This is a genomic window from Clostridium perfringens ATCC 13124 (assembly GCF_000013285.1).
Lineage (GTDB): Bacteria > Bacillota > Clostridia > Clostridiales > Clostridiaceae > Sarcina > Sarcina perfringens.
The window spans coordinates 1,145,646-1,170,013 of the sequence record NC_008261.1 but is presented as its reverse complement, the minus strand read 5'-3'; the positions used below and the strand labels follow the sequence as shown (position 1 = coordinate 1,170,013).

Sequence of the window (24,368 nt, the reverse complement as noted above, 5' to 3'; positions counted from 1 at the left end):
ATGTGATATTAAATAATATAATAAATAAATTACTCTTCTAATTCAAATATTCTATCTAATTTTCTACCCATTCTTTCAATTAATCCAACAACCAATGCATTTCCCATACAAAAATATCTAAACTTCTGAGTCATTCCTGTATTAGTCCATTCATCATCAAAGCCATTTAATCTTTCACACTCTACTGGTGTTAATACTCTTAATCTATTAGTTTGTGGATCCTTTACTACATGAGTACTTCTATTTACACTAGCTTCACTTGTAAGCATTGTTCTTGCAGGTAACTCTAAACTATCTGGAAATCCAACAGCTCCCTCTCTATAGATATACTCAAAGCCTTCTTTAGTTGTTCTAGGCTCTGCCTTAGCACCCTTCATATAAGTCCATCTATCTAATTCTTCACCTAAATAAAACTCTTCACTTACATCCTTTTGAAGTATTTCACCAAGTGTAACTGGTTCTTGACTTTGTGGTGTATATCTAGTTGTATAAATTCTATCATTTATTAATGCTCCTGATTCTTGGAAACCAAATGAAAAATGATCTGATACCTCAAGTATATCTTGATTTAATACTTTTTCATCTTCACCATATATAGTTTCTATAGGAAATGGTTCTGCAAAGAATCCATTTTCTTTTATATAAGCTTCCATGAATCCCTCATTTTCTAATCCTTGAGTTACTCTTTCACAATAATTAGTATCATGTTTATAAGCAAATATAAATACTCTTCTTCTTCTTTGAGAGAATCCATAATCTGCCGCATTTATAACTCTCCACTCAACATTGTATCCTAAATCTCTAAAACAAGTTAACATTACTCCAAAATCTCTTCCCCTTTGCTTTGCAGGAGATTTTAGTAATCTATCAACATTCTCTAAAAGTACAAATGGTGGCATGTCTCTTTCTAGAAACTTTCTTATCTCCCACCATAAAACTCCTTTTTTCCCTTCTATTCCTTTTGACTTCGTAGCAGCTACTGAATAATCTTGGCATGGAAAACCACCTACAAGTAAATTATACTTTGGAAGTCCAAAAGCCTCTGGATTTTCATTTACTAAAGCTATATCTTCATTAACAGCATTTGTCTTTGGAAAATGCTTTGCATAACACTCAAATGCATGCTGTACCTTTCTTGAAGGTTCCCATTGATTCGCCCAAAGAACCTCCCAGTCTGCTGATGCTTTACTTAATCCAAGGTGGAATCCACCAACACCTGCAAACAGTTCACATACAGTTTTTTCTATCGCCATTATATGCACCTCAATCTAATTCGTCTCTTTGTTACTAATTAATTATACATAACATTTTGATAAATTCAAAGTGAAACTTACTCTTCTTTAATTATGTTAATATTGGTAAAAACTTATTCAAAGTATCTCTTAAGATAATATTTATACATTATTTTCTTTTAAAACAATTTAATCATTATATTTACCTATAATTAATTTAATTTCAAAATAATTCTATAGTATAATATGGTTAGAATTACTATTTAAATATGAATTACCAAAAGATTATTATATCTTTTTAACATATTAACAAGGAGATTATTATGTCAACAAAATTATATGATGAAACCAATCCTATAAGTATAGAAAATTATGCTCAAAAACTTATAGGCAAAACATTTAATGATGTTTTAAACGATTATACAAAATATGAATCTGAACTTTTAATCAGTGAAGAAAAAGAAGAATATGCAGAAAATCATGAAAACAAAAAAAGAAAAGGTGGATTAGGTGACCTTATAGAAGAATGTTACTTCCATTATAAATGTAATAATGATTCTAGACCTGATTTTCCTGATGCAGGGGTAGAACTTAAAGTAACACCATATAAAATAAACAAAAATAAAACTCTTTCAGCTAAGGAACGTTTAATAATAACTATGATTGATTACTTCAAAGTTATTGAAGAAAGCTTTGAAGATAGTCACCTTTGGAATAAGTCTCAACTTATATTACTTATTTACTACCTATATTCTAAGGATATAGGAAATAGATTAGATTATAAAATAAACTATGCTAAGCTATTTACTCCACCTGAAGAAGATTTAGAAATAATAAAAAATGACTTCAAAATAATTGTAGATAAAATAAAAGATGGTAAAGCTCATGAACTTTCAGAAGGAGATACAATGTATCTTGGTGCTGCTACTAAAGCATCCTCTTCTTCTGATAGACGTGAACAACCTTTTTCAAATATTCTTGCTAAACCTAGAGCCTTTTCATTTAAAGCCTCTTATATGACTTATGTTCTTAATAACTTCATAGTTCCAAATAAGACAACCTATGAACCAATTATTAAAGATGCTAATGAACTTAAATTTAATACTTTTGAAGAAATAATAATAGATAAAATCAACTCCTATGCAGGAAAAACTGATGGGGAGCTTTGCAAAATATTTGATAAAGAATATAAAAACAATAAGGCTCAATGGATTGACCTAGCCTACCGTATGCTAGGAATAAAATCTAACAAAGCAGAAGAATTTGAAAAAGCTAATATAACCGTAAAAGCACTGCGCATTGAGTCTAAAGATAAAATAGTTGAAAGCAGTCCCCTACCTACATTTAAATTTAAAAAACTTGTAGAAGAAACTTGGGAAGAATCAAAATTATTTAACTATCTTGATCAGCAAAAATTCTTATTTGTAGTTTATAAAAAAGATGGTGATAAATATGTTCTAAAAGGAGCTCAGCTTTGGAACATACCTTATGATGATTTAAACACTACTGTACGCGAAGGTTGGGAAAACATAAGAAACGTAATAATAGATGGAGTAAAATTCACTCCTAAAACTGATAAAAATGGCAAAGTAATTTATAGCAATAACTTACCTAATAAAGAATCAAATAGAGTTATTCATATAAGACCTCACGCGCAAAAAAGTGCTTATAGATTTGAAGATGGTACTGAAATTGGAAATGTTTCAAGGGATGCTAATGAGTTACCAGATGGAAGATATATGACAAACCAAAGCTTTTGGCTAAATAATACTTATGTTTTAAGTCAGTTGAATAAAAATTTACTGGATTAAAAGGAGCAAACTAATGAAAATAAAAACTTACTCTTATAGGTATGCTGAAGAAATACTTCAACATCCAAAATATAAACAAGCTTATGATGAATTAATCTACGTTTGTCAAAATACTCCCCTTCCTGTTTATGAAGGAAAATCAAAAAAACAGAAAGGAAAAGATGTTATTCAACAAATAATGAATACATACTTTAGACTTATGTTTTTAAATCTTGGATGGGAAGATGAACCTTTGGCAACTCCAGATAGTAACGAAGATAGTTTAAGAAGTGATTTCAAAAAAACATTTATTAATGAAAATGGTGAAAAAATAACTATACAAATAGAAGTTGAATTTGGAAATGTAGCAAGTTCATATAGAAACTACTTCAAATTTCAATTATCATACTCATATAATCTAACTGATATATGTGTATTAATAGTACCATCATATAGCTTAAGTAAAAGAATAGATAGTGGAGTTTCTAATTTTGAAAAAGTTCTAAGAGAAATACCTTCAGCTAAATTATCAATAACAGTTCCAACTTTAGTAATTGGACTTTATGATGATGAATCTGAATGGAACTTAAAAACTATTGAAGAAGATTTAAATGTTTTAAAGAATCCTAAAAATAAATATGAAGAAAGACACAAGCAAATAGTCAAAAATTACATAAAAGAATTTATTGATGTAGAATAGTTTTTAAGTTAGAGAAGCTATAACTCTTCTTATATAATAAATAACCTAATATTAAAATATTAGGTTATTTATTTAAACGCTTATTTATATTATTCCAATGCCGTTTAATCTGATTATGTATTTTATTTTCCAATATATTACTCTCATTAAATACTTCTTCTGCCCTTCTAGCATATGTAATAAAATTACCATACTTTTTACCATACTTATAGTCACCTAAATGAGTATATTGTTGATATAATTTTTTCTTTATTACATTCTGTCTTATATCACCACTATATCTTTTAACTGTTGCAACTTTCTTATATGCCCTATAGTAATATTTAAATACACTTTTTTCTCTAATTTTTACAGTATTTCCATCGAAGCTAAAACCCAAATAATTAATAATATCCTTGTTTTCTTTTAAATTTGTAAGCTTTTTATCTTTACAATCACTATATATAAATTTTTCTGTTTTTTCGGGGCTCAACTCTAATCTTGGTGTATCTTGAACTATTGACTCTATTTTATTGCCATATTCAATACATTCATTATTAAATTCTTCATCATCTCTTATTGGAATAATAATAATTAAATCATCACAATATCTTCTATATAAACCTTTATTGCTTGTTACATAGTCATTTACTTTCTTGTCAAAATCAATCATATAAATATTAGAATAAACAGAACTAATAGATGCCCCTTGAGGTATTCCATATTCTTCTTTATTTTTTTTCAAATTATTTTTCTTAAAACTTCTAAATTCCTGTGTATTAAAATACTTAGCTTTTGCATTAACCTTATTATCATTTTTATCTTTTACACTTTTAATATCAGATAATTCTATATACGTATATTTCGTTATATTCTTATAAATTACATACTGATCTATTGGTAACTTAGAAACATTTAATACATATTCTAACTTTTCTTTTAAATAATTATGATCTAAATTATCAAAAAATCCTTTAAAGTCACTAACATAAATGAATGCATTATTACACTTACATATAAATTCAAATACTTCTTTCGCAAAATGTATATTACACTTTCCTCTTAAATTATTCCTATATGCTGTAGCTACTTTATTAATTCCTAATTCAATAGATTTTTTATCATAATACTCATTAACTAATTGACCATAATATTGATATATATATCCATCAACATGTGAAGAATAAAATATGTTTCTTCCTTTTGGATCCTTTTTTTTATTATTAATATCTTCATCGTAAATATATTTATTAAATTTAATTTTATAATGTATAAAAGGATAAAAGCCATGACTTGCTATCCATTTTGGTTTTTTTATTAGATTTTCATACTTTAAATAATTCTTCTTTACATCTAAATGAGTATATCTCTTATTTTTAAACTTGACTTTTATATTCATATTTAAACTCCAAAAAACTTATTAACTAAACGACCGGTAGATATCAAAGCTAACAAGTATATGAAAAAACTGAACAAACTGCACATTAATTAATATACATTTCATCCTCTACCATACCTCCATAACACAAATCAGTATACAATATAACTATTAATAGCTTTATAAGTCTATCAACGGGAGGTAGCAACATGCACAACATAAATATTATACAAATGTTACTTATAATCTTAATCAAATTCATAATTGACTTTGAATACATAACTCCCTTATAACAATAATCTAATTACTTTATAAGGCATTTTTATTATATATTACCATAACACTTTTTTCAACATTTATCCATCTAATATTTCATTTTTCACTAAAATTCACCTTTAACAGTTTAACAACTTCTTTGTTAAACTCAAAACGTTATGTAAAACTTATTTAACTCATTATTACCTTATGAATAAATTTATCCATAACTTTTCAATAGTATTAAATCAAAGACTAATCTATCTTCTTCTCACCAAATCCATCAACATATTCCTTAGCTTCCTTTAGGCCAAGACCTGTAATCTCTCTGCATCTTCTTACAGCTTCAACATTCTTTCCTTCTGAAACTAGCCTCATTAATTCATCCTTTTCTTCCTTTGTTAGTATCTCAGTTACTCCTACCCTTTCAGCAATCCTATTTAAAGTCCCTCTCATAAGTTTAACTTCATTTCTTAGCTGACCTACCGAACTAATTAAAAATATAAATGCACCAAAGCCTAAAATCATCCATCCCATATCAATATTCATCTTTCACCCCTACTAAATTTTAAACCTTCTTCATATTACTAGAGCCATAGGCATTTTCAGCCTCTCTATATAACTTCTTATAGCCTGAACCCACCTCATTTTTCTGCAATATATTTGAAAGTAGCCATGTATTCTCAATATACACAAACTTCCAATACTCAAAGTCACTTCTGCTATAATTATCATTTCCCTCTATTACTCTTCTTTTCCCTTTTGTATTAACTATGTAATCCCTCATGGAAAAATTAACCTCAACCCAAATAAATCCCCATTGCTTTTCATCCCCCTCAAAGAGACTTATTATTCTACACCCCTTAAACTGAATATCCTCTAAAACATTTTTCTTATTTTCACTTTTAAGCTCCTCTAAAACCTTAAGGTGCTTATTATATAATGAAGTTGTAAGTAAACTCTCCACCCTTTCATATTCATCATCATTCCAAGCATACTGAATACTATAAAAGGTATCTTCCACAACAGATTTTATATAATTAATATTCCAGTAAGTATCCTTTAAAGCTAACTCCTTTAGCTTATCACTTTTACGCTTAACCACTTTACTATACCTATCCATCTCCACAAACATTAAAACTCCCCCTCCAGACAGCAAGAAAAAAGCTACTGATCCAAAAAGAAGTTTATATTTCATAATAAATTTAAAATCAAAGGCACTGGCCCCATCTTTTCCACCACCACTTTCACTTGATGAGATAAAGCCACCACCTCCAGCTCCACCTCCTCCACCGCCTCCTCCTGCTCTTGCATAAATAGGCTGTGACGGTACTATTAGTAATAATATAAATAAAATCTCTATAATTCTTCTACACTTTTTATTCCTCATTAAACTCTTCCCACCTTAATATTATCCTTTGCTATGGCCATAAACCTTTGAACATCTCCAGAAATTATATTACATATCTTAACCTCTTCTCCATTTACATTCATAACTATAGATTTCCTCAGTATTCCTTCCCTTTCTTCAATAGAAGAAATATCCTCATATAAAAAGCTTTCTGTATGCCAAAAGCCTAAATTTAACTCATAAAAAAACACTCTTTTATTTGTTGCAATGAGTATCCCTGGTCTATATCCTCTTCTGCATACAAAAGTTAAAAGAGAACACTTCAAATAACATAATGGTCTTTCATCATAATCAAGTTTCTTAATTGCTTCATTATAAAATTTACTCATTAAAAATCACCCCATAAAACCCCAGAATGTTACTAATATTATATAACAAAACTGTTAATAATTTAAATTTATTACTCTTTATTCTTCTAACCCTTCCCTATAAAATTTTCATAACTTTTTTCAATTATATACTCATTTAAGGGAAGAAAATAACTCATATATGTAAGATAAAGCTTTATAAATCTTTTTCAATTATACACTTACTTTAAAAAATCTAACTAAATCCCCTTAAGCTTAAAGCATAGTCTATTAACTCCTTATTAATCCACATATACAACCCATATCAATCATCCCTAAAGTTTCAATCACACTAAATTATTATTCATCATAGTTTATTATATATGGACAGTACTGTTAATTAATAAAAGCCCTAAACTTCTTTCATTAAAAATAATCTTAGATTAAGCCTTAGGAGGGAATAAAGGTGAAATTACATGAAGCTAAAATATTGTCAACTGTTAAGGTAATTGACATAAAGGCACAGGGAGAACTAAGGAGAAGATTTTTTGACTTAGGAATAATAGAAGGAACAGATATAAAAGTTTTATATGGTGGCCCCTTTGGTGACCCTAGAGCCTATTTAATAAGAGGAACTGTAATAGCCATAAGGGAAGAAGAATGTGAAGAGATAGAAGTAATTTAATAGTAGGAGAAAAAGATATGAGTTTAAACAAAAATTCTACTGGAATTAGCTTATTATCTAAAGACAAATCAAGAGGAAACACCAAGGAAGACTATGTTGTAGCATTAGCAGGAAACCCAAATGTAGGTAAGAGTACAGTTTTTAATGCTCTAACTGGTTTAAATCAACATACTGGAAACTGGCCTGGAAAAACAGTAGCTAAGGCAGAAGGATACTATGAATTTAAGGATTCAACCATAAAGATAGTAGATTTACCTGGAACATACTCATTGCTATCAAATTCAGAAGAAGAAGAAATAGCAAGGGACTATATATGCTTTAATGATCCAGATATAGTGGTTGTTGTGGCTGATGCAACCTCCCTAGAAAGGAATCTAAACCTTTTTATACAAATATCTGAAATAACAGAAAAGGCAATCCTCTGCGTAAACTTAACTGATGAAGCAGAAAAAAATAACATAAAAATAGATTTAGATTTGTTATCAAAAGAACTAAACGCAAACCTTGTTTCCTCCTCTGCCAGAAATGGAGTTGGCATAGAAGAATTAAAAGAGGCCATCTTTAAAGAAATAACCCTAAAAGACTCCAAAAAAAATGCAATAAATTATGATTCCCCTATAGAAAAAGCAGTAGAAGAAATAGAAATCATACTAGATGAAATCCTTGAAGTTCCTAAAAGAAAGAAAAGATGGATAGCCCTTAGAATTCTAGAAGGAAATACAAGCATCTTAAAATCCTTATACAATAAATATAATATTCAAGAAAAGTATATAAATATGATAAGTAAAATAAAAGATGAGCTTAATAAAGATTATAAGGATGAATTAGTAGAAGATATAATCATAAAATCCATAATAAAAGAAGCTGAAAGAATAGGAAATAAGGTTGTTAAAGGTGGAGAAGAATATACTGACTTCCAGAGAAAAATAGATAAAATACTTGTGTCAAAATCAACAGGAATACCTATTATGATAATGACCCTATTAGTTGTTTTGTGGATAACCATAACCCTAGCAAATTACCCATCTGAAATGCTTGCTAATATGTTCGCCCATGGAGAAATTTACATTAGAGACTTCTTCTCTGGACTAAACTTACCTTCTTGGATATCAGGAATATTAATAGACGGCATTTATGTTACCTTAGCTTGGGTAATTTCAGTAATGCTACCTCCTATGGCAATTTTCTTCCCTATGTTCACTCTATTAGAGGACTTAGGATATTTGCCAAGAATAGCATTTAACCTAGACAAATGTTTTAAGAAATGCTGTGCCTGTGGTAAACAAGCCCTTACCATGTGTATGGGACTTGGATGCAATGCAGCAGGAATCATAGGATGTAGAATAATTAACTCTCCTAGAGAAAGGATTATAGCTATATTAACTAATGCCTTTATGCCTTGTAATGGAAGATTTCCTATGCTAATTTCCATAGCAGCCATATTCATAGGTGGAATATCTGTGGGAATAAAAGAAAGTTTTATATCAGCCCTTACAGTAACTGTAGTTATAATTTTAGGAGTCTTAATGACATTACTAGTATCAAAAATCCTATCAAAGACAATACTAAAAGGAATGCCTTCAAACTTTATATTAGAACTACCTCCATATAGAAAACCTCAAGTAGGAAAGGTCATAGTAAGATCAATATTTGATAGAACTCTATATGTCTTAGGTAGAGCCATTGCAATTGCAGCTCCAGCAGGGGCAGTTATATGGATATTCTCTAATATAATAATTGGTGATGCCTCAATCCTAACAATATGTGCTGACTATTTAAGTCCACTTGCCAATGCCATAGGGGTAGATGGATATATATTAATGGCCTTTATCTTAGGCTTACCAGCAAATGAAATAGTAATGCCTATAATAATAATGAGCTATTTAAGAGCCACCACAATGTTAGAATTAGATAATCTATATGAGCTTAAAGAATTATTAGTTGCTAATGGATGGACAATCCTAACTGCAATTAATGTTATGATACTGTGCCTAATGCACTACCCTTGTGGTACAACCCTCTGGACAATCAAAAAGGAAACTAAGAGCTTTAAATGGACAGCCCTAAGCTTCCTAATCCCAACAGTAGCAGGCATAGTTATTTGCTTCATCACCACTCAGCTTTGGAGGCTCTTTGCCTAAAAACCTACAAAACCAAATTTAATAAAGAAAGCTTAAAACTCAAGAATTAAAAAGCTATAAAAAATTAAAATCATAAAACCTCAAAGGTTAAAATACTAAAAACTTACTTTTAAATTAGAGCTTTGCTTGAAAAGGAAACCCATATCTTCTTTCAAGTAAATGCTCTATTTTAAATTAAAGCTTTACTTTCCAATTTAAGACTTTGCTTGAAAACCTAAAATTCATTTTCAACTTAAAGCTCTGTTTTTTACTCTGTTTAAAAACCTTAAACTCACTTTCAGACTTAAAACTTTACTTGAATCCCTAAAAACTTACTTTCAAGTTTAAGACTTTGCTTAAAAATCTAAAAACTCTTTTTCAACTTAAACCTCTGTTTTTTACTCTGTTTAAAAATCTTAAACTCACTTTCAGACTTAAAACTCTACTTGAAAACTAAACTTAAAAACTTTGCTTTCAAGTTTAAGACTCTACTTAAAACTCTAAAGCTTACTTTTAAATTAAAAACCTTACTTTAAATCCTAAAACTTGCTTTTAAATTAAGACCATTCTTAAAAAATAAATTAACTTTTATAAAACCACAAGTTAACTTTATTTAGGTTGGTTTTATTGCTGCTACTCAAAATATGGTCAAATATATCCATATTGAGAAATTTCCTTCTTCATAGAGCCTCGCCTTGCCTAAGCTACTACGATTTTGTATGGCTCTCCAAAGGCGTAAATTCCGAAGTTAGCCCTCCGTACATATATAAGTGCTTTTGATTTTAAGCTATCTTATATTCTTTAGCATTTTTAAGATTAATACTTGCGTTTAAATCTCTATCAATAGTAAGTCCACAATCACATTTATAAATTCTGTCTGACAGTTTTAAATCTTTCTTAATCTTTCCACATTGACTACAAGTCTTTGATGATGGATAAAATCTATCCACTATTCTAAGTTCTATATTATTTTCTTTACATTTAACTGTTAACTTAGTTTTAAATTCAAAAAACTTCTGACTTGCAATAGCTTTAGATAAATGCTTATTTTTCATCATTCCTTTAATATTTAAATCTTCAATAGTTATATAGCTTGGTTTTTGCTTTATAATTGAAAATACTGTTTTATTTATATAATCAGTTCGTATATTTATTAATCTCTGATGAAGTTTTTGTACTTTGATTACTTGTTTTTGAATATTTTGACCAGTAGCTCTCCCTTCTTTTATATTTTTATTTCTTATTTTTAAACTTTCATATTTCCTTGAAAGTTTTCTCTGTTCTCTTTTTAACTTCTTTTCTACTTTTTTAACAGTAGATGTTTTATTTATATTTTTAAACTTAATTCCATCACTACATACAGCAAATTCTTTTACTCCTAAATCTATACCTAAACCTTCATTAGTAGATTTATATACTTTCTTATCATCTTCTTCAACTAATATAGATACATAATATCTATCTGATTTTTGACTTATAGTACCACTTTTAACTATTGAATTTACAGGAATATAACCAAATTCTTTTAATCTTACCCATCCTAAAGTTGGTATTTTGACTCTATGTCTTTCTAAAGTCCAATCAGTCTTATTATTTTTAGGAAAATAAGCTTTTACATCTTGATTCTTCTTTTTCTTAAATCTTGGAAAACCTTTAGATTTTTTAAAGAAATCTCTAAAAGCTTTATCTGCATTCATAATAGCTTGTTTAGTAGCTTTTGAAGATACTTCTTTAATCCATTTCATCTCTTGATTATTAGGAATGTATTCATTATTTAACCATTTTGAAAAATCCATGCCACTTACAAACTTTCCTTCTTTCTCATAAACTTCTTTATTACGAGCAATATAAAAGTTATACACAAATCTTGATACACCAATAGTTCGATGTATTTTACACTTTTGTTCATCAGTAGGATTAATCTCTATCTTGTATGCTCTTTTCACCTTCTTCACCCTCTCTAATATTTTTCTTAAATCTTAATAACTTCATCTAATATTATTCCTTTATTATTAGCATATTATCTAAGAAATTCAACTTAATTTTTCAAATCACATTTTAGGTCAGAAGTTGAAACTTGTTTATAAACAACTAATTTTCTACTATCTGTTTCTTTCTGTATTCTTACATACTAAAGATACTATTCATAAGTTTAGTATCTTCTATTTGTGGTGTTCTGAATGCTTTGAATTTCCCACAATTATCTCATCTTTGCAGTGTGATAACTAATATATTTAATCCTCATCAGATAACCTTTAATAAAAATTTATTAAACTGATTCTTTAAATTTCTTACCCATAATAAATTTATTCTACATTCAAATATTATTAAATTAATTTAATCCCAAAATACATCACTTTACAATGTATTTTTAAGGTTATTTATCTTAAATTTTCCTTATGATTAAATAAATTTTATTCAATTTATATATTATTGAAATTATAAGCCATAAATTCTGTATAATAAAAACATAAACTATTGGACAAGTTTATTTAATTTTACAAAAAATACAATCTTTACAAAGGAGGAGTTTTAATGTCTAAAAATCAAATTGAACTTATAACAGCATTAATTTTATTGTCATTATATTTAATAGCTCTTATAGTATTAAGGTTTGGATTTAAAATCAAAAGAAATCTAAAACTAGAAGGTAAGATAAGAAAAACCTTACCAAAGGCCTATAGCTATATCTACATATTTTTATTAATTGTAGGCTTTGTAGAATATGTATTTTTAAAAGGGAAAATAAACTTACTCTTAATAGTACTTTTAGGGGATCAATTAATCTTATCAAGTAGACTTTTAAAAGAAACTAAAAATTCAAAGGAAAAATACTATGACTATTTTTCCATAGGCTTTAGCTCCATAGCTATAGTTTTATTAATAATAAACATGATATTTTTTTAGGAAATAAAAGACCTTTATAAGATTTATAAATATTTATAAATCTTATGCTTTCCTAAGCTTAATTGGGTTAATTTTATTTTTGGAGGTAAAATTTATGAAGGAAAAAACAGCAGAATATATTAATGTGCTAGGAAGGTTTTGTGGAAAAAGAGATATTCCTTCTTTAAGAAAAGAAGAACTCGAAAAGAAATATGGTATAGAGCAAGCTGATGTAATGGTACTCTTTGGAGGGAGTATAATCTGTGGGGGTGACCTTTTAGCAGAAGGAATTAAAAATAATATTGCCAAAAAGTATGTAATTGTTGGAGGTGCTGGTCATACAACAGAAGTATTGCGTAATAAAATGCATTCTCAATTGCCAAATGTAGACACATCAAAATTAACAGAGGCTGAAATTTTTGATGAATACTTAAAATACAAATATAACTTAAAAGCAGATTTCTTAGAGTGCAATTCCACAAATTGTGGTAATAATATTACATATCTTTTAGAACTATTAAAGGAAAATAACATCCAGTTTAATAGCATAATAATCATGCAAGATGCAACTATGCAACACCGTATGGAAGCTGGACTTCGTAAATATGTTTCTAATGATATTAAAATTATAAATTTTGCTACCTACAATGCAAAAGTAATCCTTAAAAATGGTGAACTTGCTTATGAAAATGATATTTTAGGAATGTGGGACATTAACCATTATATAACTCTTCTAATGGGTGAAATCCCAAGGCTTTCTGATAATCCAGATGGATATGGACCTAAAGGAAAAGATTTTATTGCTCATGTTTCTATACCTGATGAGGTTAATCTAGCATTTTCAGAATTAAAAAAAGAATTTAATGGAATGGTTCGTATTGCAAACCCATTATACGCTTCTAAAAATTAAACAAGCTCTAACAAGTATGTTACTAGTTTATAGTTTCCTTGAATAATTAAAAGATTTTAGGATTAGGGAGGCAATTTACATAATATATGTTAAATACTTGAAATTGAACCCTTATATATTATATACTCAAATAAATGAATAACTGTAAAATATTGTGTAAATAATAAATAACTATGAAATATATTTTTAGGTATAAAAGAGAGGTAGCAATAATGAAAATAGTTTTTATGGGGACTCCTGATTTTGCAGTTCCCTCATTGAAGAAAATGATAGAGAAATTTAATGTAAGTGCCATTATAACACAACCTGATAAGCCAAGTGGAAGAGGTAAAAAGCTAACAATTTCACCAATCAAAGAAGTAGGATTATCTAATGAAATTCCAATTTTTCAGCCCGAAAAAATAAGAACAGACTCTGTAATCATTAATAAATTAAAAGAACTAAAACCTGATTTTATTATTGTTGTAGCATATGGTCAAATATTAACTAAGGAGATACTTGATATACCAAGGCTAGGATGTATTTGTCTACATGCCTCTCTCCTTCCAATGTATAGGGGATCAGCACCAATAAATTGGTGTTTAATAAATGGAGAAATAAAAACTGGAAATACAACCATACTAATGGATACTAGTATAGATACAGGTGATATGCTCATGAGAAGTGAGGTTGAAATATCTGAATCTATGACAGCAGGAGAATTATACAATTTATTAAAAATAAACGGTGCTGAACTATTAGAAGAAACAATAAATGGAATTATAGCAGGTAAAATTTGTGGAATAAAACAACCCAATGATGGAAGTTCTTATGTAAAGATGTTAAACAAACAAATGGCAAATATTAATTGGAATGACAGTAGTACTAACATACATAATTTAATAAGAGGATTAAGTTCTTGGCCATATAAAAATATAAACTCATGGCCAACTGCTTACACTTACTATAAAGATATTCCAGTTAAAATATTCAAATCTAAGTCATTAGAGGCAAATATTATTGACCCGCCTGGTTATATTATAGATGCAAATGATGAAGGAATTAAAGTGGCTACCAAGAACGGCATTCTAATTATAGAAATATTACAGTTTCCAGGTGGAAAACCTCTTGAGGTAAAAGAATTTTTAAAAGGAAATAAAATAGAAAAAGGCATTATATTATCATAAGCATAATTAATAGGCTATATAAGAGTAAAATAATATTATTGCTTCGTAATATTCTTAATAAGACTACAATATTATGATTGTTGCTTAGTAATATTCTTAAAATGTACATTAAGGGAACTTTTAACAAGTTCCCTTAAAAAATTACATACTATCAACACTATTCTTAAACATAGCTAGAAATAAAACTCCAAAGTATAATCTAATTCCTTAACTAAACCAACTTCATTGTATAAAAATAACCTAAAAATTAAACTTATAAATATATTATGAGAGTTACTGAATTTTAAGCTCAAGTCTAAATTTTAACTTTGGTTCTTGAACTTTACTTAGTTCTTCAACTTTCCTCGGTTCTTAAACTTTACTTTGATATTGAACTCCCTAATAGAACTTTAGTCTCATTATAATCATTAGAAATTACTTGCTTCGAATAATTTGCTAAAAATAAGAACTACTTTTGGTTAAACAGCTTCTCTTCTTATCACAAATTACTCTACTTAATAACTTAAATTCTAAAGCTTATTTTTATCCTCTCTTCTACTATTTATAAGTTTTATATTAAAGTTTTGATACATCACCTTTTATTAAATCTTAATTCTAAAATGTTATTTTAAAAGAGCATTTCTTAAGCCAAGTAGGATTAACCCCTATCTTCTTTCCTATTTTTTCACTAATTCCAAAGGAATTATCTATTTCCAATATATAAGAAGCTTCTCCTTTACCTAAAGAATTTCCCTCTAAACTTTCCTTCTCTCCTCTTTTATTAGAAGCCTTAAGTTCCTGAACCTTATTAATTAAGCCTTCAAAATCCTCTATCCACAGAAATTCATTTTTACCATTTAAAATTCCACTTTCTAAAATATTTCTTGCTTTATCTTCCTTAAAAGATTTCTCTCCAGATTCCTCCAAAGGGTTACTGTCCCTTTCTTTGTTTAAACCATTAGCATCTTTCATCCCCTGCTTAGCTTCATAATCCATTGTATCATTTCCACTCCACTTAATCTCTAAAGTCTTATCTTCCTTTAGTTCTACTTTCCCATCATCATTAAGATTCATTTCCTCAAGAACTATATTAGTATAGGATGAAAAGTCATTTCCCTCTTCAACCTCTATCTTTAAAGAATTTATATTAAGCTCATGATGCAAGTAATTTGCTATCTCTTCTAGTTGCTCCCTAACTATATACTCATGAAACTTACTAGCCTCTAAAAGATAATTTTCTCTCTCTTTCTTAGGATGACTTATGTAATATTTCTTCTTTGCCACCCATCTATCCCCTAAAGGATTATAAAACTTCTCAAGTTCTTCTTCCTTATCTATAAAATAAAGATTTCCCTCCAAATAAAAGTCCTCTATTCCTCTCATTAAGTTACCAATTGAATAAAAAGAATTAGTTTTTCCTCCTATAGGAAAATTGCTCCTCTTATCACTACTAAAATTTCTTCCTGTATTAATTTTGTATATTCTAACATTCATTCTCTAATCCTCACCTTAATGTTTTATCTTTTAAGTTTAAAATAATTACCTTTTCATGTAATTAAAACGCTTTCTTTAAATATATCATGTGAATTAATTACTTTCCACCTTCATAAATTGATTTATAATAATTATCTAAAAAAATTCTTAACACTATTTAATTTCTCATTGTTTAAAACTTCCTTATAGAAATCTTGTTTTTTAACATCTTATCTTTAGTAATAATTAAAATTTTAAAAAAGCCATTATTAACCTATAATTTTTAATATAGTTTTGAATAATGGTTTTATTCTTAATTAATTGGAGATAATAAGTCTATTTACTCAAATTTTTAAAAATGATTTAAATTTATGAATGTGATAAAATAATAATATTACCCCAAAAAAGAACTTTGAAAGGAGAACATAAATGAAACCAGAAGAATTACTAAAAGAAGCTAATTTACTTCAAGAAACTATTGTTTCAAACAGAAGATATTTACACTCACATGCTGAGACAGGATTTGATTTAAAAAACACTCTTGCCTTTGTAAAAAAAGAGTTAATTGATATGGGCTATGAGCCAATAGAATGTGGAAAAGCAGGACTTATTGCTTTAGCAGGTGGAAAAAAGGAAGGAAAGGTTTTCTTAATAAGAGGTGACATGGATGCCTTACCAATTAAAGAGGAATCAGATGTTGAGTTTTCTTGCCAAAGTGGAAAAATGCATGCCTGTGGCCATGATATGCACACATCTATGATGCTTGGTGCTGCAAGATTATTAAAAAAACATGAGGATGAAATTGAAGGAACTGTTAAACTTATGTTCCAACCTGCTGAGGAAATTTTTGAAGGTTCTAAGGATATGATTAAAGCAGGAGTATTAGAAAATCCAAAGGTTGATCAGGCACTAATGATTCATGTAATGGCAGGAATGCCTTTTAATGCAGGTACTGTTATTGTTCCTGTACCTGGAATTGGAGCTCCAGCTGCTGATTATTTTGAAATAAAGGTTCAAGGAAAAGGATGTCATGGTTCTATGCCTAATACTGGAGTTGACCCACTTAATGTAGCTGCTCACATTTTAATTGCATTACAAGAAATTCATGCTAGAGAACTTGCCATAAGCGATCAAGCAATTTTAACAATTGGAACAATGAATGCTGGTATTGCTGCCAATGTAATCCCTGACACAGCTACTATGGGTGGAACTATTCGTACTTTTGATGAAGAAACACGCTCATTTATAAAGGAAAGAATTGAAGAAATTGCAGAATGTACAGCAAAATCCTTTAGAGCTTCAGCTGAAGTAATTTGGGGAAGTGGATGCCCAACCTTAGTTAACGATAAAGACTTAACTGTATGCTCTGAAAAATACATAAAAGAACTTTTAGGGGAAGATAAAACATTCTCTGTTGCCAAACTAAATGCCATGGCTGGAAATCAAAAATCTGCTAAAACTTCTGGTTCAGAAGACTTTGCTTACATAAGCCAAAAAATTCCTGCCATCATGTTAGTTTTAGCAGCTGGAAACCCAGATAAGGGCTATCCATACCCTCAACACCACCCAATGGTTAAATTTGATGAAGAAGTTTTATCTAGTGGTAGTGCAGTTTACGCCTACACAGCAATGCGTTGGCTTCAAGACCATAAATAAACTTAATTATAAATCTATTTTTGAAGAATTTGATAATATACTTGAATAAAAAAGTTAGCTTAAAAACTTTCTTTAAAAACTTCCCCAAAACATAAACAAAATAAAAAACATAAAAAGTTATAGACTATAAATTAAAAATTTATAGTCTATAACTTGCAATCTCTAACTTTATAATTTAATACTCTATGTTATTAAATATTATGTATCTAACTGAAATTTAAGTTCCAGTTATAGCCTTTGTTATTAAATGATAGATTTTAAAAAACCGCTAATTATAACAAGTTATCTCTAATTCATTATAGCCTTATCAATAAACTCACCTGCATTTTTTACTATGTCAAAAGGCTCATACTCTTTCCACATTTCTAAGTTAGATAATAAAACTACTTGCTTACTTTTACTATCTAATTTATAGTTTAATAAATCATCTATAATATCTATTTCCTTTGAATCTTCTGATGCATATACTACTGAACCAACAGAATTAAAATCTTTTACTAATATATAATACATTTATTAAATTCCTCCTTAAAATCTTCCTCTATCATAATTATATTTTTATCATATAATTCTCTTAACTTAATTCCTATACTATTATCTTTGTATTTATAAACATACTTATGAAGCCACATATTAAATATATAATCTCTTTCTGTAAAGAATTGAACTTCTATAGGGTTTATATCCATAAAGTCCTACTTTCCTTAATTATTTAATATATTTTATAAGTATATCATATTATTACTATTTCTTATAAATATATTCTTCTAATCACTTCTACTTCAATTCCAATTACACCATACTTATCTATATCTTCTTTTGAGTAATATTGTTCCATATCAGTATAATGTACAATCTCATCTTCCCTATAGCCAAGTTTTACTTTATTGAATTCTTTATATAATTCTTCAAAATTATTGTACTTATAAATATCTATTACCTTAACCTCTAATTACTTCTTATTATTCATAGTGCTTATAAAATTTATATAATCACCTTTTGAAATTTTCTTTCTCTTTTCATCATATAATCGCATTTCAATTGTTTTTGTACCAATTTCTATCATTTCAAATGAATCTGGACTTAAATTCATAACATGCCTCTTCACTTTACCATCCCCTTGATCTTAAATTATATTTAATCTTAATAATTTTATATATTCTCTTTTTCCACTTCATACTTAACTTTTTTAATATAATCTAGTATGTTCTATATTAAATATAATCCATCCAAAATTCTCTTACAATATTTAACTTAAGATCAATGAAGTTATAAAACTAAAATACACTTAAAATAATTTAAAACTAAATTCTATATTTTAATAATATTTGAATATAATGTTAAATAATGTTAAAATATTTCATATAAAAGAATTCAAAGGAGAGATTTTATGACTTTATCTGAAAATAAAACACTAGAACTTACGAAAAGTATTTTCTCATTAATATTTATTTATATAGGAATAGAATTTTTAGCTGCTATTATTCTTATTCCATTTGCCATAGTATTAGATCTAATATTTAAAGTAAATTTGTTGGGAAATCAGTATGATAGTATTTTAAATCTTATATTAAATTGCACCGATCAAGTTTTAGGAATATATTTCTTTACTAAAATCTATAGAAAAAAGGAATTCTATGTACCAAAGATTAATAATCATATGTCCTTAAAAACCCTTGGAAAATATGCTTTAATTTCTCTCGGTGTTAGTGGAATATCAAATTTATGGATTTTTCTTATGCAATTTCTAGCAACCTACTCCCCTACTATTAAAAGCAGCTTAGAAAGTTTTATTGAGCATGATGAAATATTTAACGCTAATCCTATTCTTGCTTTTATATCAGTGGCAATACTTGCTCCAATTGTTGAGGAAATTATTTTTAGGGGAATAATCTTTAACGAAGCTGCTAAATATAAAGGTGGTGCCTTTCCAATAATTATATCTGCATTATTATTTGGATTAGCTCATATGCAACCAATACAAATTGTATATGCTTTTATAGTTGGACTTATTTTTGGGTTTGTATATAGTAAAACTCATTCACTTCCTATTGTAATGTTTTTACATATGCTAAATAATTTACTTACCCTTTTCCCTGAACCATTTTCAACATTTATTTCTATAATACAAATACTTTGCATAATTCCAATGATATATTTATTGAAGAAACTCTACAAAGAAAGTACAGTCTAAATCCCTAAAAGACACTATTAATAGCTAAATTTTAAAGGATTATAAGTCAAAACTACATTCTAAATTCTCTTCAAAACAAAATATTCATAAAGATTAAGTTTTTATAGGTTAGATTTTTGTAATAATCTCTTACCTATAAAAACCCTTAACTTCCTCTATCCTTACATCTTCTTACTATCTACATAAAAATATTTTATTCACTACTATATTTTAAAACCATTAATTAAAAGAAACCCACTCTACCTCAACTTCCATTGACTCATATTTATAAAAAAAGTGATTTAATATAAAATTAAACCACTTCTTTTCTTTATAAACTATATTATAAAATTCCTATTAAATTAATAACTTTCTTCTAAAGAAATTATATGTAATATATCTCTACTTCATATAATTATCTATTAAATAATAGCATCTTTCCTTACTTTCCTTTGCCACCTCTGAATTTACCATAAGAGGAGTAACTGAACCGCCTTCATATTGTTTCTTTATTTCAGCTATATTACTTTCTTTTTCTTTAATCCAAGCCATTTCACTCTTCTCAAGTTCCTTAGATTTTTCCTTGCTTAAATTTTGTTTTAAGTAATCATAAATTTGATTTAACTCAGCATCATATAATTTAGCTTGCTTTCCGCTAATAATATTCATCCCCATTTGTGTTGAGCCTTCCTCAGTTTCATACTCTTTATCTAACTTCTCAGACTCACTATCTATATTTTTCATCTTTTGAAGATACTCTGATTTTGATTTTGCTAAGCTACTTTCATCCTTTGAATTCTCCTTTTTAGAAGCACTCTTACTCTCTTCCTTCTTAGAAGAATTACTTGCTCCTTTACTTTCATTTTTATTAGAATTATCTACTTTAGCAGTCTCCTTAGTGCTGCTATCATTCTTAATATCCTCTTCTTTCTTTTCACTCTCATCTTTATTTGTAGCTTCTTTATCCTTAGAATCAGCATCCTTAGCCTGTGCTTTATCTGATTCCCCCTTATCCTTTACCACATCAGCAGAATCTTTTGAACTAGCAGCATCACTATTTTCTGAGCTATTTACAGAAGCCCCCTCATTAGAAGTGTTTGTCTTATCTCCACAGCCAACTAAAACTCCTAAACTAAGTACCACAGCCAATAAACTAATTAAATAATTTCTCTTCTTCATATCATAACTCCTTTTAAAATGTATTTATTCCTTTTACTTTTTCAATTATATACCAATGACAAAGATTAATTTCTTCCTTTAATTTTCTATTTAACCTTAAATCCCATGTATTTTTTTCTAATTTATAACAATAATTAACATTTACTTAAAAATAGTTATTTTTTATTTATATTTTTTACAATATATTAAAATCCAACTTTACAATAACTGTAATATTAAATATAAAAAGGAATCTTCATAGTTTCTTAGAATTATAATAGCTATAAAGCAGAAATATTCTAGTTTATGAAAAGAGGGAATCCATGGATGATCTAATACTTAAGAGATGTAAATACTGTGATAAAACATATGAAGGAACAAATGAAAGCTGTTGCTGCTCTGAGCCTTGCAATATTAAATATCAAAAATATATGAAACAAAGAGAAAAAACTGAAACTCCAGTAAAGATTTTTTCTATAATACTATTATTAATTTTCTTTATTAATATAATGTTTTTACCTAATAATCCTATATCAAAATATTTATTCATAGCTATTTCATTAATAGCACCTGCTTTACATGTAATATTTCCCTTTGGAGAAGATAAGGGTTTGCAAAAAAGAGGTGTAAAAAAAACTAAAATACTTTTCAGAACTATTGGTATAGCTATTCTAATTTATATATTAACTTACTACTTTTTAGAACAATTGTAAGTTAATATATTTATATGGAATAAAAAGGTTAGGAGAGTGATAAAATGTCAAAAGTTAAATTTAATAAACTTCCTTTAGTTTATCCTATACCATCAGTATTAATAGGCACAGTTATAAATGATAAACCTAATTTTGCAACCATAGGAAACTGTGGAATAATAAGCCTTAACCCTGCTGTTATCTATATATCAATGGAAAAGAATCATTATACAAATAAAGGCATAAGGGAAAATCAAGTGTTTAGTATCAATATACCTTCAGCAGATTTAGTTGAAAAAGTTGATTATTGCGGACTTGTTTCAGGAAATAACATTGATAAATCACAGATTTTTAAGTGTTTTTATGAAAGTAATAATAAAATCCCACTGATTAAGGAATGTCCAATAAATATGGAATGTAAAGTAACAAAGATAATTGAAATTTATGATATGGAAGTATTTATTGGTGAAATAATAGAAACTTATGTTAACCAAGACTTACTTACAAATGGTTTTCCAGATACAAAGAAGATAAATCCACTTATTTACTCTATGGACAATAATTATTGGGAAATAGGTAACTTTATTGGAAATGCTTTTAACATAGGAAAAAATATTAAATAGTAATTCACAAATTTTTTATATAAAAAATTATAGGTGGACAATCCACCTATAATTTCTTTAATGAATAATGACTAATCAATAAATAAAAAACTACACATTTTTTCTATTGCCATACTTGTCAAAATTCTTCCTTAAAGCTCTCTCTGTAGGAAATATTGAGGCAACTAAAACTACACACTGAATCATACAAAGTGCTCCTCCTAAGGTTCCTATAGCCTGCTCACCTTTTCCAAGGACAAATAACATAATAATAAAAGATATAGCAAACATAATATATCCTATTTTAAGCCATAGCCTTCCACAATATTTATGTGCAAACTCCCAAGTGTCCTTATTTTTCATTGACATTGAAGTTCTGTAACCATAAAAATAATTAATTTCCTTTGGTGCCTTTTTGCTAAATTGCTTACCCAAAATAATCATTATAAGTGGTATTAATAATTCCATAACCATCATAAAAATCCAAAATCCCATTTTCTATCTCCCCTTTTAATCTAATTTATTCTTCAAGATACTTTCTAACTATTTTATCTAAGGATTTTAAAGTTTCTTTCTCGTTTTCAAGGTTTACTTCATAAACTCTAACTCTTTTATGCTCTTCCTCATCTAAGTACCAAGACTCTAAATATTCTCCCTCTTCACCCTCTATTCTTTCATTGTAAGGATAAAGAAGTATAACTGTACTTACATTCTTATATCTAGTAAGATAAGCATACATTTGATAAAGGTCTTCTCTCTTAACCCCATGCCTATTAAACTTACTCTCTACACTCTTCCACTTTGTATCAATTATTATCCTCTCTATTCCATTCTTTTCAATTACTATATCAGGAATAAGTTTAAACACTCCTCTATTGCTTTCTTCCTTTATTAAAAGCTTGTATTTTGAATGCTGCATATGAACAGTTTCTTTATAAAGAAGTTGCTTTAAAAGCTTTCCTATATAAATTTCAAAGATTTCATTCATCTTAAAAAGTATAGAATAAGCCTTATTTCCTCCTAAATTTCCAATGGCTGACTCTCCTAAAACAATCATCTTTCCTAAGGTAAAAGCATCCTCAAAGGGTTTATTTAACCTATTAAAACTAAAATTATTCACCTCATTTAAGGTGATACTTCTTTCATCTACATCTCCTAAAATCATCTCTGAAATTCTTAAAAGCTTTAAGGTTTCTCTGTTTTTTATATTCTTCATGACTTCTTTTACAAAGAAGCTTAATATCTTATTTAATTTATTATCCCTAGAAAACTCCTCAAATCTACAAAAAGCCTTTGAACTATGGGAAGACATGTTCTTAATCTGCTCCTGAACTCTTAAGCTTCCCTTTAAGGAATTTATATTCTCCTCAATATAAACATACTCCCCATATACTCCTTTTCTAAGCTCTTTTTGAAGTTTTTTACTAAATAAATATGCCAGTATCTCATTTAGACTTTGCTTATATAACTTTAATGAACTGATTTCTGAATAATTAACTTTCAAAATTCCACACTTAGAAAGCATATTTAACAGGGCTTTTCTTTCAAGCTCTGCACTATCATTTAAGCTTATTTTAGGAAGTATTTCTATAGAAACTGTTGAAAGCCTTATGTATCCAACATAGTTTATGAATCTTAAGGTATCTCTTTCCCAAAGGATATTATCCATATCTAACTTTTTAGACATAGCATAGTTATAAAGTTCATGAGCCTCTCTTCTGCTTATTATCTTTTCACAGCTATAGTTCCCATAAAAATATTCTCCTTCATAATCATAAAAATCATCTACAATCCTAAGGGATTCATAGCTTTCCTTAATAATTATATGCCTCATGG

Annotated in this window: 24 protein-coding genes; 11 read left to right on the top strand and 13 right to left on the bottom strand. The window is 28.0% G+C overall.

Annotated features, from left to right (window positions below; all coding sequences use genetic code 11):
• Nucleotides 1-29: 29 nt before the first annotated feature.
• Nucleotides 30-1,253 carry a DNA (cytosine-5-)-methyltransferase gene (dcm, locus tag CPF_RS05010; protein ID WP_011590520.1) on the bottom strand — a complete coding sequence of 408 codons (1,224 nt, stop codon included), beginning with the start codon at nt 1,251-1,253 and terminating at the stop codon, nt 30-32.
• 302 nt (nt 1,254-1,555) lie between these two features.
• Here dcm and CPF_RS05005 point away from each other — a divergent pair, with 302 nt between their 5' ends.
• Nucleotides 1,556-3,043, top strand: a complete 1,488-nt coding sequence (locus CPF_RS05005) for a Sau3AI family type II restriction endonuclease (protein WP_011590519.1) — start codon at nt 1,556-1,558, stop codon at nt 3,041-3,043.
• 13 nt (nt 3,044-3,056) lie between these two features.
• On the top strand, nt 3,057-3,722 hold the full coding sequence (locus tag CPF_RS05000; RefSeq protein ID WP_011590518.1) for a BglII/BstYI family type II restriction endonuclease: 666 nt from the start codon (nt 3,057-3,059) through the stop codon (nt 3,720-3,722).
• Between the two features lie 64 nt (nt 3,723-3,786).
• On the opposite strand, the gene CPF_RS04995 is transcribed toward CPF_RS05000, so the two are convergent.
• The 4 genes from CPF_RS04995 to CPF_RS04980 all read right to left on the bottom strand — a co-directional run bounded on the left by CPF_RS04995 (nt 3,787) and on the right by CPF_RS04980 (nt 7,074).
• Nucleotides 3,787-5,100: a reverse transcriptase/maturase family protein gene (locus tag CPF_RS04995; RefSeq protein WP_011590517.1), complete on the bottom strand. Its 1,314-nt coding sequence runs from the start codon at nt 5,098-5,100 to the stop codon at nt 3,787-3,789.
• A 489-nt stretch (nt 5,101-5,589) separates the two neighbouring features.
• Nucleotides 5,590-5,883, bottom strand: coding sequence for a ribosomal protein L7/L12 (locus tag CPF_RS04990; protein ID WP_011590516.1), 294 nt, complete (start codon nt 5,881-5,883; stop codon nt 5,590-5,592).
• Between the two features lie 19 nt (nt 5,884-5,902).
• On the bottom strand, nt 5,903-6,724 hold the full coding sequence (locus CPF_RS04985) for a membrane protein (protein WP_011590515.1): 822 nt from the start codon (nt 6,722-6,724) through the stop codon (nt 5,903-5,905).
• Complete coding sequence (locus CPF_RS04980) at nt 6,724-7,074, bottom strand: PH domain-containing protein (protein WP_011590514.1); 351 nt, start codon at nt 7,072-7,074, stop codon at nt 6,724-6,726. Before CPF_RS04980 ends, CPF_RS04985 begins: the two co-directional genes overlap by 1 nt.
• 424 nt (nt 7,075-7,498) lie before the next feature.
• Here CPF_RS04980 and CPF_RS04975 point away from each other — a divergent pair, with 424 nt between their 5' ends.
• Complete coding sequence (locus tag CPF_RS04975; RefSeq protein ID WP_011590513.1) at nt 7,499-7,717, top strand: FeoA family protein; 219 nt, start codon at nt 7,499-7,501, stop codon at nt 7,715-7,717.
• Nucleotides 7,718-7,734: 17 nt separating this feature from the next.
• On the top strand, nt 7,735-9,858 hold the full coding sequence (feoB, locus tag CPF_RS04970) for a ferrous iron transport protein B (protein ID WP_011590512.1): 2,124 nt from the start codon (nt 7,735-7,737) through the stop codon (nt 9,856-9,858).
• Nucleotides 9,859-10,619: 761 nt separating this feature from the next.
• Here the strand turns inward: feoB and CPF_RS04965 are convergent.
• The gene (locus tag CPF_RS04965) at nt 10,620-11,783 is read right to left on the bottom strand and encodes an RNA-guided endonuclease InsQ/TnpB family protein (RefSeq protein ID WP_011590511.1); all 1,164 of its coding nucleotides are present in this window, start codon (nt 11,781-11,783) and stop codon (nt 10,620-10,622) included.
• Between the two features lie 589 nt (nt 11,784-12,372).
• Between CPF_RS04965 and CPF_RS04960 the strand changes: the two genes are divergently transcribed.
• The 3 genes from CPF_RS04960 (at nt 12,373) to fmt (ending at nt 14,799) form a co-directional block, all read left to right on the top strand.
• On the top strand, nt 12,373-12,744 hold the full coding sequence (locus CPF_RS04960; RefSeq protein ID WP_003475668.1) for a hypothetical protein: 372 nt from the start codon (nt 12,373-12,375) through the stop codon (nt 12,742-12,744).
• 94 nt (nt 12,745-12,838) lie between these two features.
• Nucleotides 12,839-13,633, top strand: a complete 795-nt coding sequence (locus tag CPF_RS04955; protein WP_011590510.1) for a hypothetical protein — start codon at nt 12,839-12,841, stop codon at nt 13,631-13,633.
• Between the two features lie 212 nt (nt 13,634-13,845).
• Nucleotides 13,846-14,799: a methionyl-tRNA formyltransferase gene (fmt, locus tag CPF_RS04950; protein WP_011590509.1), complete on the top strand. Its 954-nt coding sequence runs from the start codon at nt 13,846-13,848 to the stop codon at nt 14,797-14,799.
• A 594-nt stretch (nt 14,800-15,393) separates the two neighbouring features.
• On the opposite strand, the gene CPF_RS04945 is transcribed toward fmt, so the two are convergent.
• Nucleotides 15,394-16,272, bottom strand: coding sequence for a hypothetical protein (locus CPF_RS04945; RefSeq protein ID WP_011590507.1), 879 nt, complete (start codon nt 16,270-16,272; stop codon nt 15,394-15,396).
• 408 nt (nt 16,273-16,680) lie between these two features.
• Between CPF_RS04945 and CPF_RS04940 the strand changes: the two genes are divergently transcribed.
• Nucleotides 16,681-17,907, top strand: coding sequence for a M20 metallopeptidase family protein (locus CPF_RS04940; protein ID WP_011590506.1), 1,227 nt, complete (start codon nt 16,681-16,683; stop codon nt 17,905-17,907).
• Between the two features lie 288 nt (nt 17,908-18,195).
• Here the strand turns inward: CPF_RS04940 and CPF_RS04935 are convergent, their stop codons facing one another.
• From CPF_RS04935 to CPF_RS15100, 3 genes are all read right to left on the bottom strand, one after another.
• Nucleotides 18,196-18,420, bottom strand: coding sequence for a DUF6718 family protein (locus tag CPF_RS04935; protein WP_011590505.1), 225 nt, complete (start codon nt 18,418-18,420; stop codon nt 18,196-18,198).
• Nucleotides 18,405-18,596, bottom strand: coding sequence for a hypothetical protein (locus tag CPF_RS04930; protein ID WP_004457183.1), 192 nt, complete (start codon nt 18,594-18,596; stop codon nt 18,405-18,407). The genes CPF_RS04935 and CPF_RS04930 overlap by 16 nt, the downstream gene beginning before the upstream one ends.
• 263 nt (nt 18,597-18,859) lie before the next feature.
• Nucleotides 18,860-19,015 (bottom strand): hypothetical protein, encoded by a 156-nt coding sequence (locus CPF_RS15100; protein ID WP_224385399.1) that lies wholly within the window; start codon nt 19,013-19,015, stop codon nt 18,860-18,862.
• Between the two features lie 282 nt (nt 19,016-19,297).
• On the opposite strand from CPF_RS15100, the gene CPF_RS04920 reads away from it, so the two are divergent.
• A complete protein-coding gene (locus CPF_RS04920) occupies nt 19,298-20,101 on the top strand; it encodes a CPBP family intramembrane glutamic endopeptidase (protein ID WP_011590504.1) in 804 nt (267 codons plus the stop codon).
• Nucleotides 20,102-20,482: 381 nt separating this feature from the next.
• Here the strand turns inward: CPF_RS04920 and CPF_RS04915 are convergent, their stop codons facing one another.
• Complete coding sequence (locus tag CPF_RS04915; RefSeq protein WP_011590503.1) at nt 20,483-21,259, bottom strand: lysozyme inhibitor LprI family protein; 777 nt, start codon at nt 21,257-21,259, stop codon at nt 20,483-20,485.
• A 302-nt stretch (nt 21,260-21,561) separates the two neighbouring features.
• Between CPF_RS04915 and CPF_RS04910 the strand changes: the two genes are divergently transcribed.
• A complete protein-coding gene (locus CPF_RS04910) occupies nt 21,562-21,951 on the top strand; it encodes a hypothetical protein (RefSeq protein WP_011590502.1) in 390 nt (129 codons plus the stop codon).
• A gap of 44 nt (nt 21,952-21,995) precedes the next feature.
• Nucleotides 21,996-22,553 carry a flavin reductase family protein gene (locus CPF_RS04905; protein ID WP_011590501.1) on the top strand — a complete coding sequence of 186 codons (558 nt, stop codon included), beginning with the start codon at nt 21,996-21,998 and terminating at the stop codon, nt 22,551-22,553.
• Between the two features lie 90 nt (nt 22,554-22,643).
• Here the strand turns inward: CPF_RS04905 and CPF_RS04900 are convergent, their stop codons facing one another.
• Together CPF_RS04900 and CPF_RS04895 are read right to left on the bottom strand one after the other, a co-directional pair.
• Nucleotides 22,644-23,027: an SdpI family protein gene (locus CPF_RS04900; RefSeq protein WP_003462042.1), complete on the bottom strand. Its 384-nt coding sequence runs from the start codon at nt 23,025-23,027 to the stop codon at nt 22,644-22,646.
• Nucleotides 23,028-23,052: 25 nt separating this feature from the next.
• Nucleotides 23,053-24,366 (bottom strand): McrC family protein, encoded by a 1,314-nt coding sequence (locus tag CPF_RS04895; RefSeq protein ID WP_011590500.1) that lies wholly within the window; start codon nt 24,364-24,366, stop codon nt 23,053-23,055.
• Nucleotides 24,367-24,368: the final 2 nt, after the last annotated feature.